Origin of the sequence: Pseudoalteromonas sp. TAE79 (assembly GCF_000498015.1) — a bacterium.
Classification (GTDB): Bacteria; Pseudomonadota; Gammaproteobacteria; order Enterobacterales; family Alteromonadaceae; genus Pseudoalteromonas.
On sequence record NZ_AUTL01000085.1, the window covers coordinates 20,256 to 31,362 of the forward strand.

General features: G+C 40.0%; 8 protein-coding genes and 2 pseudogenes. 4 read left to right on the forward strand and 6 right to left on the reverse strand.

Going from position 1 to position 11,107, the window contains the following annotated elements:
- Positions 1-8: 8 nt before the first annotated feature.
- Positions 9-1,391 carry a Na+/H+ antiporter NhaC family protein gene (locus L655_RS0104100; protein ID WP_024604188.1) on the reverse strand — a complete coding sequence of 461 codons (1,383 nt, stop codon included), beginning with the start codon at positions 1,389-1,391 and terminating at the stop codon, positions 9-11.
- 323 nt (positions 1,392-1,714) lie between these two features.
- On the opposite strand from L655_RS0104100, the gene L655_RS01000000125035 reads away from it, so the two are divergent.
- Entirely contained in the window at positions 1,715-2,221 is a 507-nt protein-coding gene (locus L655_RS01000000125035) for a GNAT family N-acetyltransferase (RefSeq protein WP_024604189.1), read from the forward strand.
- Here L655_RS01000000125035 and L655_RS0104110 read toward each other — a convergent pair.
- The 3 genes and pseudogenes from L655_RS0104110 to L655_RS0104120 all read right to left on the reverse strand — a co-directional run bounded on the left by L655_RS0104110 (position 2,218) and on the right by L655_RS0104120 (position 5,628).
- Entirely contained in the window at positions 2,218-2,826 is a 609-nt protein-coding gene (locus L655_RS0104110) for a PqiC family protein (protein ID WP_024604190.1), read from the reverse strand. The genes L655_RS01000000125035 and L655_RS0104110 overlap by 4 nt on opposite strands.
- Positions 2,826-4,465, reverse strand: a pseudogene (pqiB, locus tag L655_RS01000000125040) (intermembrane transport protein PqiB). The gene L655_RS0104110 and the pseudogene pqiB overlap by 1 nt, the downstream one beginning before the upstream one ends.
- Positions 4,462-5,628, reverse strand: a complete 1,167-nt coding sequence (locus L655_RS0104120; protein WP_010553945.1) for a paraquat-inducible protein A — start codon at positions 5,626-5,628, stop codon at positions 4,462-4,464. Before L655_RS0104120 ends, pqiB begins: the two are co-directional and overlap by 4 nt.
- Positions 5,629-5,819: 191 nt before the next feature.
- On the opposite strand from L655_RS0104120, the gene L655_RS01000000125045 reads away from it, so the two are divergent.
- Positions 5,820-6,539 (forward strand): transporter substrate-binding domain-containing protein, encoded by a 720-nt coding sequence (locus L655_RS01000000125045; RefSeq protein WP_076915285.1) that lies wholly within the window; start codon positions 5,820-5,822, stop codon positions 6,537-6,539.
- On the opposite strand, the gene L655_RS0104130 is transcribed toward L655_RS01000000125045, so the two are convergent.
- Positions 6,528-7,343, reverse strand: coding sequence for a thioesterase family protein (locus L655_RS0104130; RefSeq protein WP_024604192.1), 816 nt, complete (start codon positions 7,341-7,343; stop codon positions 6,528-6,530). The two genes, L655_RS01000000125045 and L655_RS0104130, sit on opposite strands and share 12 nt — an antisense overlap.
- Positions 7,344-7,587: 244 nt before the next feature.
- Here L655_RS0104130 and dnaK point away from each other — a divergent pair, with 244 nt between their 5' ends.
- Positions 7,588-9,504, forward strand: a complete 1,917-nt coding sequence (gene dnaK / locus L655_RS0104135) for a molecular chaperone DnaK (protein WP_002959064.1) — start codon at positions 7,588-7,590, stop codon at positions 9,502-9,504.
- A 202-nt stretch (positions 9,505-9,706) separates the two neighbouring features.
- A complete protein-coding gene (gene dnaJ, locus L655_RS0104140; RefSeq protein WP_024604193.1) occupies positions 9,707-10,846 on the forward strand; it encodes a molecular chaperone DnaJ in 1,140 nt (379 codons plus the stop codon).
- Here the strand turns inward: dnaJ and L655_RS1000000127695 are convergent.
- Positions 10,835-11,107, reverse strand: a pseudogene (locus L655_RS1000000127695) (hypothetical protein); the annotation flags it as partial. The gene dnaJ and the pseudogene L655_RS1000000127695 sit on opposite strands and share 12 nt — an antisense overlap.

Below are 11,107 nucleotides of genomic sequence, written 5' to 3' on the forward strand. Positions count from 1 at the left end.
CAGCTAATTTAAGCCATTATTAAAAAGCCTATAACAGCTAATGCCGCAGCAATTAGCGTGTAAGGCAATTGTGTAACGGCATGGCTCATTAAATTACAACCAGAACCTTGCGCTGCGAGTACGGTTGAATCTGAGTAAAAACACGCTTGGCTACCAAAAGAGGAAGCCGATAATAGCGCACCAATGACCAGTGGTATGTTTGCATCAACCGCATTAGCCAGTGGCATAACAATGGGAATTGATACAGCAAAAATACCCCAGCTAGACCCTGTTGCAAACGCTAAAATAGCCATTGAAATAAATACCACGGCTGGTAAATATGCAGCGGTCATATAAGGGCTTAAGCTGCCAATAACAAACTGAGGCAAACCAATTAAGTCGCATACATCTTTAAATATAAACGCAGCTATAACAGTACCAATAGCGGGGATCATACTTTTAAAGCCATCAAGCATGCGTTCAATCATTTCACTTACACTCATTAATTTTTGTAGAGCATAAAACGGGAGAGTGACCGCCATTGTTGCTAATAAGCCTTTGTATACGTCTATTTCAAAGTAAACAGTAAATGCAACCAGTAAAATAATTGGCACCAAAAAGTTACGTAATTTACCTTTAGGATCAGCATCTTCAAAGTTCTCTTCTACGGCTTTTACTGCATATTCATCCGCTGTTTGAACATCATTGTATTGGGCTGGATCGACTTGAGCTTGCTCAATTTGCGCCATTTGCTCTGCTTTTTTCATTGGACCAATCGCAGGAATAATACCCAGCACAACAAGTAAAACAACAAGCACTGCAAACCACGCATAAAACATATACGGTATGGCTTGGATATAAACCGCAATCCCTTTGCCTTCTTCAGCAATACCGTTATCTACAAGTAAGCCACCAAAAAAAACCGCCCAGGTAGATAAAGGGACAAGTACACAAATTGGTGCAGCAGTAGAGTCTACAACATAGGCAAGCATCTCACGGCTCACTTTAAATTTATCGGTAATGCGTTTCATGGTTTCACCCACGGTAAGCGCATTTAAGTAGTCATCAATAAAAATAACTACACCCAAACAAAAGGTCATAAACAAAGATGAGCGTTTACCTTTAGTGTATTTAAGGGCTAACTTGCCAAAAGCCGATGCACCACCTGTGCGCACTAATAGCGCGATTAAAGCACCAAAGCCACCACATACAAGTATTAGCCAGCCGATGGTTTCGTCTGTCATCACTTTTAGCGATGTACTCGCAAAGTTAGTAAGTACCTGTGCAGGATCGGCGATAACTAAACCAACTAAAGCACCAATAAGTAAAGATAAAATAGGGCGGCGTAATACAACAGCCAATACAACCACCACTAACGGTGGTAGTAAACTCAACGCAGAAGGTTCAAGCATTTAAGTATTCACAAAATTAAAAGCATGTATAAAAATTAAAATAGTATTAATTTTTAAACTGCTTATACAAAAACAAAGAAGATGATAAGTTTGTTGTAAAATCATCTTCCAAGTCACTGCTTTTGTACGCGAGGGAGAGACACATAAACAGTTATGTTAAATAGCTGTTTAAGTGAAACGCGTTGGCTTTGGCGCCAGACGGTGCAAGGAGTGCAAACCGCTATTGTTGTGCCTGTAAAAACATCGGCGCAAAAATAATCTGCTTTTTAATTTCAGTCAACAAAAAGTTACATGCTAAACAAAGTTTTTTAGAGAAACTTACATTGAACGCCGTACTTAAAACAAATCGTCTGTTGTTACGCCATGCAAATGAGCTTGATGCAGCTATTTTACTTAAGCTAGTTAATCAGGCGAGTTTCATAGAGCATATTGGTGATAAAGCAATCTATACCCTTGATGATGCCAAGTCGTACATCAATCAGTCATTTATTGCTTCTCATAAATACCAAGGCTTTGGGCCTTACGTTATTACTTTGCATAATGCTGTAATGGTTGGCGTTGTTGGGTTTTATAAGCGCGCCGCGTTACTGCAACCTGATTTAGGTTTTGCACTTGTAAGCGGTTTTGAAAAAAAGGGTTATGTTTTTGAAGCGGCCAGCGCACTTTTGCAATATAAGCATGAATTTGGAATTACAAAACTGTGTGCAATAACATCACCAGATAATAGGGCATCGCAGAATGTGTTGTTAAAATTGGGTTTTAAAATAGAGGGCAAGGCGGTTATCAATGATGACAAAACCGCCGTGATTATATTGTCACTTAATGATTAAAGTCTTGCTTGTTCTATTTGTTTTGCAACATTTAGGTTTATATTTAGCCATGTTGCTTCAAGTGTTGAAACTAAACCGTCATAGCCATCATCATCAATAGGGACCAATTGCGAAAAATTATTAATACTTATAAGGCGTCGGCCTGTTTCAGGGTGTGTGTAATATAAACGCCAAAGCCCAGAAATATCAGTGTTACCTTGCATATCGCCATTAAAGTGGTGAATTTCGTATTCAAGCTCATAAAACGTTTGTTGATCAAGTTCAGTAATGACCGGTAAGCCTTTTATTACCATCCAGTTGGGCATAGCATTAAAAAGTGTTTGCTGGGCTGTTGCAGTAAGCATTACATCCGGCGATTCGCCCCACAGGTTATAATTTGCAGCATGAATTTGGTTGCTATCTATTTTCATAGCAATGCCCAAATTATTTAAAGCGCCTCTAAGTACAACCGTTTGTATTCTTAGTTGCGCATCTGTATCTGCAACGTTTCGAGACGATGCACCTATAGGCTGCTCAAACTGGTAATACTGTGTCGCAGTTTGTATTGATGAACTACAACCTGCCAATAGTAATAATAAACTTGCAGTTAAAAATAACGATTTCATTATTGCTTCCTTGGTTTTGGATCTGCTGGTAATGATTTATCAAAAATTAGCATATTAGGTTGCTCGTTTAATCCGCGAGTTAGAGGCTGTAGGCCCTCACTTAAACGTTTAAACTCTTTTAACGTTTGCTGTATTTGATGATGAAGTTCAGAACCGGCTTGGTAACTGGCCATGGTTTTATCAAATTGGCGCATAGTGACTTCAAACTGCTCCATGCTTTTCGTCATCTTTTCGAAATTACGGTTAAAGTCGCCAGGTAAGTTTTGTGTATCTTTTTGGCTTAGCAGCTCTCGCATTTCATTAGCAAGCGCTCGGTAATCGGTAAATGTAGCTTGCATTTGTGCCAAGCTATCTTCAACTTTTAAGTTATTTACCTTATTAAGTACGTCAGAAACTTGATCTGCTAATACAGTTATACCGCTAGAAATACTCGGAAAAACATCATACTGCACAAGTTTACCTAGGTGCGCTTCTGGCGCGTCGGGGTATATATCAAAATCTACATACACAGCACCCGTTAATAAATTACCAGGCTTTAACGAGGCGCGCATACCACTTTCAATCCAGCCTTTTAAACTACCTTGCCAATACTCTTTTGCTGAAGCACTGTCATGATACAAACGTCCGTATTCTACTTTTATAAGCACTGNTTTCTAAAGTGGGCAGGTTTACCGTCAATAATTACATTGGCAGGGGTTTCAACAACAGTACCTACACGCATACCTCTGTATTCGACAGGTGCACCTGTGCGTAGTCCTCGAACTGATTGTTCAAATTCAATTAGGTAGTAATCAAAATCATAAAAGCGCTCTTCTAACGCCTCTTTATAGCTTTGGCTTAATGAAAAGCTATGCCCATCTTGTGCTATTTCACCCGGGGCCTGTTGTTCAGGTAAACCTACCGAAATACCGCCTTTTAATAGTTTACTCAAAGAGCCCGTATTAATATTGATACCATCGGCAGATAGGTCAATTTCAATTCCTGCGTTCACCCAAAATATTGAGTTCATGGTGATCAGATTTTGATAAGGGGCTTTAATAAATACGCCATACTTCATTGCTTGGTTTTCCCAATCAAAAGTGGCGGTTTCTATTTGCCCTATTTTATAATTTTTGAAGAATATACCGGTGCTTACATCAAGTACTTCAGCGTTGTAACTCATTAATCTAAAACGACCACCTTTCACATCTTTACCAATGAGGGCTGGTTCATCTTGTAACTTAAAACGCTCTTTTAGTTCTTTACTTTCACCGGGTGAAAACTCTAAATATACACCAGACAATAACGTACTCATCCCGCTAATACCTGTTTCATCAATGCGTGGTTTCACGACCCAAATTTTGGCATCGTTAGTCAGTAGCTCGTTGTAATTTTTATCTATTTGCGCGCGAGCAATTACGCTGTCTTGCGTGTCGGATAGCCGAACATGATCAATTTGACCTATTTTTACACTGCGCACTTTTATTTCAGTCTTACCTGCAATAATACCTTCTGCTTGTGGCATTTCGATAAAAATAGTAGGGCCTTTATTAGCTTGGTATTGGTATAACATCCACATGCCCACTAAAAGCGCAATTGCCGGAATGATCCAGATAGCGGAAATTTTCGGTTCTTTTGTTATTTCGGCGGTTTCGGTCATGCTTTGTTCTCTGATTTTTTGTTTTTAGGGGAATCCCACAATAAGCGTGGGTCAAAGGCATGGGCAGCCATCATTTGGCATATTACCATAACTGTAAAAAATACAATGCCTAATCCTGGCGTTACTGACATTAAATTACCCAATTGAACCAAGGCAACTAAAATAGCCACTACAAATACATCTATCATCGACCATTTGCCAATAAACTCTGTCAGTTGATAAATTCGTGTATAACTTTTTGTGTGTCTGTTTGCAGGCCTTGTAACCATAAAGCATAAAAAGCTGAGTACAAATGCTTTTGCAAGCGGCACAACAACACTGGCTAAAAATATAATGGCAGCAATGGGGTAGGAGCCACTTTTCCAAAGTGTAATTACGCCACCAATTAAAGTAGAAGGTGATTCATCCCCAAGGCTAGTGGTATGCATAATAGGTAAAACATTAGCTGGAATATAACAAACAACAGAAGTAATTAGCCAAGCTGCTGCTTTTTGTACGCTATAAGGGTTTCTGACGTGTGTTTTTGTATGGCAACGCTGGCAAATATTACCGGTACATAGTTGATGGCACACATGGCAGGCTTTAATATTTTCATCTATTGCACGTTTAGCATGCTCTGCGCCTTCGAGTACTTTTACAGGCTTTATTTGAGCCCATAAGCGTGGGCGATTTAAGTGAACAAGTGCAGCTATGTATAAAATAACAAACCCCACATAAGCCCAAAAACTCGTGCCGAAGCTAATATCAGCCAGCGACATGATTTTAACCATACTAACAAGTACGCCAATTAAAAATATTTCCGACATAATCCAAGGCTCTAACGCCAAAGTGAACTTTAGTAGTCGCCTTGCAATGCCCTCTGGTAATGTTTTTAAAAGCCCAAGATGCAAAGGAATTAAAATAAGAAGCAAACCCATGGGCAGGGCAATAATGCTCAAATCAATAAATAAGCCAAGCAGCTCACTATCATAATTAAATAAAATTCGAGCCGCGTCGGGTAGTGTAATAGTTTGAGTTATACCGCTACTACTAAATGAAATAAAAGGGTAAAACATACTGCTGAGCAGCATTAATAGTGCGCTAAAGCTTAGTGCAACTATGCGACTGTCGTGATTAACATCGGCTTCGCAAAGTTTATGGTGACAATGTGGGCATATCGCCATTTGTTTTGCGATTATGCGAGGTATATCTATGATCAGATCACAACAGGGGCAGACAGTTTGCAATTTAATACCAAGCAAGAAGAATATTTCTTCAATTTTGCTATATTTAATACATTAATACAACGCGTTCTGCCATCAAGCTGCTCGTTATATAAAGGAAGCGTGTGAAATATTATTTGTACTGCATATTAATGTGGCTCTTTATTTGTTCGCATAATGCTGTGGCAATTAATAAAGAGCGAGAAGTAATTATCGCCGCGAGCGCATCAATTCCGCCCTATGTTTTTGCAAAAACAGACTCGGGTATACACCTAGGTTTAATTAAAGCCGCGTTAAAGGCTAATGGATTTGCCAATATTAATGTGCAATATATGTCTAATAAACGCGCTGAGCATCAATTGCATAATAAAGGAGTGGATATACTTATAAATTATGCAGGAAGAAGTAGTCCTGGTATTTACTCAAGTAAACCGGTACTTAGTTATGAAAATGTAGCCATTACACTCAAGCGAAATAAATATAATATTGATAAAATAGAAGGCATGTTTAATAAAAACGTTCTTGCTTTTCAAAATGCAACTGCATATCTGCCTTCTATATTTAAAAGTGATGTTAAACACTTTAGCTCATATCAAGAGGTTATTAATCAAAAAGCGCAAGTAGATAAGCTGTTAAAAGGTTGGGTGGATGTAATTGTGTTAGACAAGCGTATTTTTTACTATTACTACAATCAACATAAATCACCCGAAGCTGTGCAAATTTACACTTTATTTCCAAAAGCAGAGCGACCTGCTTATTTTAATAACCTCTCTTTAGCTACTGAGTTTGATATTGGTTTGGCGCTCATCAAGCAAAACGGTACTTATAAAAGAATTGTTGATGAAGGCCAAACCCACTCATCAATCAAATAACGCCACTGTTTGACGTGTAAGCGCTATTAGCTCACCGGATTGTGACCATATACAGCCATCTTCTAAACCATAGCCATCTTTTGAATGATGAGTGATTGCTTCAAAGCCAAGCCATTCTCCAGGTGTTAAGTTTGGCTCTTGTACAAACTCTAAATACCATGACATGCTGCTAGCTGGAGCGGGTTGTTTAAACATTTGTAATAACGTAGGTGGCCATGCATCTGTTAATGCAATTACATGCGCTTCAGTTATTTGTTCGGGCGTATGCTTAAAGCGCATCCAGCCCCCTAAGTGAGAAGTTTCTGCGCTGCTAAATGGCATGGCACCTTGTTGAGGGCATAAATCAACATGTTGAAAAAATTCAGGCATTTGGCCTTTAATAAAAGGTAGAGTTTGGCGCTCGTCTACCGGTTTTAACCCTAAAGACTTTGAAACAGGCACATTTACACCCGACTCTCTACTTTTAGCAAAACACGCTTGTACAATTACACACACTTGTTCATTTTGAATCGCTTTGGCGAGTACCTGTGTGCTGCTTTTACCTTGTCGTAATATTTCTACCGATAACGAAAAAGGAGTATCAGCTAGTAATGGCCCTACAAAATTTGTACTGAGTGAGAGTAGGCGACGATCATTAGATACTTTTCCTCTGATAGCTTGATACAACAGTGCGGCTGAGAGCCCACCAAAAGCAGTTCTGCCTTGGCACCAGTTTTCTGGAAATTGCATTGTGCTAGTTAATTGTTCGGTATTGTCTGAACTTCCAATTTTTGCAGCTTGGAGAAGTAATTGTTCAAAATGCATGAAGATGTCCTTTTATAGTAGTGCGATTTAATAAATTTATAACACAACCAAACTAGTCAGACCAGTAATTAAAAGCGTCTCTGGCGGTGCAAAAATCACCATTCCTTACAATTATTAGGGTTATTTTGTAAATAAATCACAAAAAATGGATTTTTTTTCATTTTTACAGTTGAAATAAGTTTGGCGCATCCCTATTTACTATGTCATCGAACGTATTAACGAATATTGAAGTTGGAGAAGTTTCATGGGTAAAATTATTGGAATCGATTTAGGTACTACAAACTCTTGTGTTGCAGTACTTGATGGTGGCAAAGCACGTGTTATTGAAAACGCGGAAGGCGATCGCACAACCCCGTCTATTATTGCTTATACGCAAGACGGAGAAACTTTAGTAGGTCAATCTGCTAAACGTCAAGCGGTTACTAACCCGACAAATACATTATTTGCAATTAAGCGTTTAATTGGTCGTCGTTTTGAAGACGAAGAAGTTCAACGTGATATCGGCATCATGCCGTTCAAAATTATTAAAGCTGATAACGGCGATGCATGGGTAGAAGCGGGTGGCGAAAAACGCGCTGCACCACAAATTTCTGCTGAAGTACTGAAAAAAATGAAGAAAACAGCTGAAGACTTCTTAGGTGAAGAAGTAACTGAAGCCGTAATCACAGTACCTGCATACTTTAACGATTCACAACGCCAAGCTACTAAAGATGCTGGTCGTATTGCGGGTCTTGAAGTTAAACGTATTATCAATGAGCCAACTGCTGCGGCACTTGCTTACGGTATGGATAAAAACCGTGGCGAAAACATCGTTGCAGTATATGACTTAGGTGGCGGTACTTTCGATTTATCAATCATTGAAATTGATGAAGTTGAAGGCGAGCACACTTTTGAAGTACTTGCTACAAACGGTGATACTCACTTAGGTGGTGAAGATTTCGATAATCGTGTAATCAACTACTTAGTAGCTGAATTCAAGAAAGATCAAGGTTTAGACTTAAAAACTGATCCTCTTGCAATGCAACGTGTTAAAGAAGCTGCTGAAAAAGCAAAAATTGAACTTTCATCTGCACAATCAACTGAAGTAAACCTTCCGTATGTAACTGCTGATGCATCTGGTCCTAAGCACATGAACGTGAAACTAACACGTGCTAAGCTTGAATCACTAGTTGAAGATTTAGTAACTAAATCTCTAGAGCCACTTAAACGTGCACTTGCTGATGCTGATTTATCAGTAAGCGACATCAACGATATTATTCTTGTTGGTGGCCAAACACGTATGCCTTTAGTACAAAAAACAGTTGCTGATTTCTTCGGTAAAGAACCACGTAAAGACGTAAACCCTGATGAAGCAGTTGCAGTAGGCGCAGCGATTCAAGGTGGTGTACTTGCTGGTGACGTCAAAGATGTACTATTACTAGACGTTTCTCCATTATCTCTTGGTATTGAGACAATGGGTTCAGTAATGACAGCATTGATTGAGAAAAACACGACGATTCCTACTAAGAAATCGCAAACATTCTCAACAGCTGAAGATAACCAATCTGCTGTAACAATTCACGTGTTACAAGGTGAGCGTAAACGTTCAAGCGACAATAAATCTCTAGGTCAATTTAACCTAGAAGGTATTCGCCCAGCACAACGTGGTACACCGCAAATCGAAGTAACATTCGATGTTGATGCCGATGGTATCTTACATGTATCTGCAAAAGATAAAGATACAGGTAAAGAGCAAAAAATCACAATTCAAGCATCTTCAGGCCTAAGCGATGAAGAAGTTGAAAAAATGGTTCGTGATGCAGAAGCACATGCTGAAGACGATAAAAAGTTTGAAGAACTTGTAGCTGCTCGTAACCAAGCTGATGCTCTAGTACACGGTACTCGTAAGCAAATTGAAGAAGCTGGCGATGCATTACCAAGCGAAGACAAAGAAGCGATTGAAGCGGCTGTTGTAGATTTAGAAGCTGCTATTAAGAGCGACAACAAAGAAGAGATTGAAGCTAAAACTCAAGCTCTTGCTGAAAAGTCTCAAAAACTAATGGAAATTGCACAAGCGAAAGCACAGCAAGGTTCAGCAGATGCAGGCGAGCAACAGCAATCAGCTAAGCAAGACGACGACGTTGTTGATGCAGAGTTCGAAGAAGTGAAAGACGACAAGTAATTGTTGCTAACGCTTCTCGCTAGCCAAAAACACTTAACTCAATCGAGTGTTTAGGTTAGGATGAACAATTGAGGCGCGCGAGCAATAGCTTGTCGCGCCTTTTGCATGTATTTAAGGTTTAAAAATTCAATGATAAATCGATGCGATTTATCGGTTTATCCAGCAGCTCACGCTGCAAACAGAAAAGAGTAGTGTGATAGATATGTCAAAACGCGATTATTACGAAGCCCTCGGCGTAAGCAAAGATGCGAGTGAGCGAGACATAAAAAAAGCGTATAAACGCTTAGCGATGAAATATCATCCAGATCGTACCGCAGGCGATAAAGAGCTTGAAACTAAATTTAAAGAAGTTAAAGAAGCTTACGAGATTTTAACCGATCCTCAAAAACGCCAAATGTATGACCAACATGGTCACGCGGCATTTGAGCAAGGCGGTGGCGGTGGTCATGGCGGCTTTGGTGGCGGTCATGGCGATTTTGGTGATGTATTTGGTGACGTATTTGGCGATATTTTTGGTGGCGGCGGTCGTCGACGTCAATCTCGTCAACAACGTGGTTCTGACTTACGTTACAACATGGACTTGAGCTTAGAAGAAGCGGTTCGTGGTAAAGAAGTTGAAATTAAAGTGCCAACATGGGTGGGTTGTGAGCCGTGTGATGGCAGTGGTGCTAAAGCAGGTTCAAAGCCTAAAACATGTACTACATGTCATGGTGCTGGCCAGGTACAAATGCGCCAGGGTTTCTTTGCTGTTCAGCAAACGTGTCCAACGTGTCAGGGACAAGGTCAGATTATTTCAGACCCTTGTAACAAATGTCATGGTCAGGGCCGCGTAGAAAAAACTAAAACGCTTTCAGTTAAAATTCCAGCTGGCGTTGATACAGGAGACCGTATCCGCTTAACTGGTGAAGGTGAAGCCGGAATGCACGGCGCGCCATCTGGCGACTTGTACGTGCAAGTATCTGTTCGCGAACATGAAATATTTGTACGTGAAGCAAATAATTTATACTGTGAAGTACCAATTAGCTTTACAACAGCAGGTCTTGGTGGCGAAATTCAGGTGCCTACACTTGATGGTCGTGCAAAACTTAAAATACCTTCTGAAACGCAAACGGGCAAAATGTTCCGTATGCGTGGCAAAGGCGTTAAGTCTGTTCGAAGTGGTGCCCAAGGCGATCTAATTTGTAAGGTAGTAATCGAAACGCCAGTTAATCTTAACGAGCGTCAACGTGAACTACTGCAAGAGTTAGATGAAAGTATGGGTACAGATAGCTCGAAAAATCGTCCTAAAGAGCAAGGCTTTTTTGACGGTGTTAAAAAGTTTTTTGATGATTTAACTAAGTAAATTTAAATTATTATTAATAATGAAACGGCGCTTTTTAGCGTCGTTTTTTTTGTTTGCCCAGCGAAGCTGGCAAACCCGATAGGCTGAAAGATGCCTTATCACCCTGACTAAGGGGAAGATAATCTGAATGGCAAGGGCGTCACTGGCCAACGGTGGGGTCTGAAGGAAGCCATAAGAAGTTAGAGGTACACAACTAACCGTAACCTGTTTCGGCAGTATTGGTGGGTCAGCGTGCAAAATAGCGCAACGCCCTATACTTAG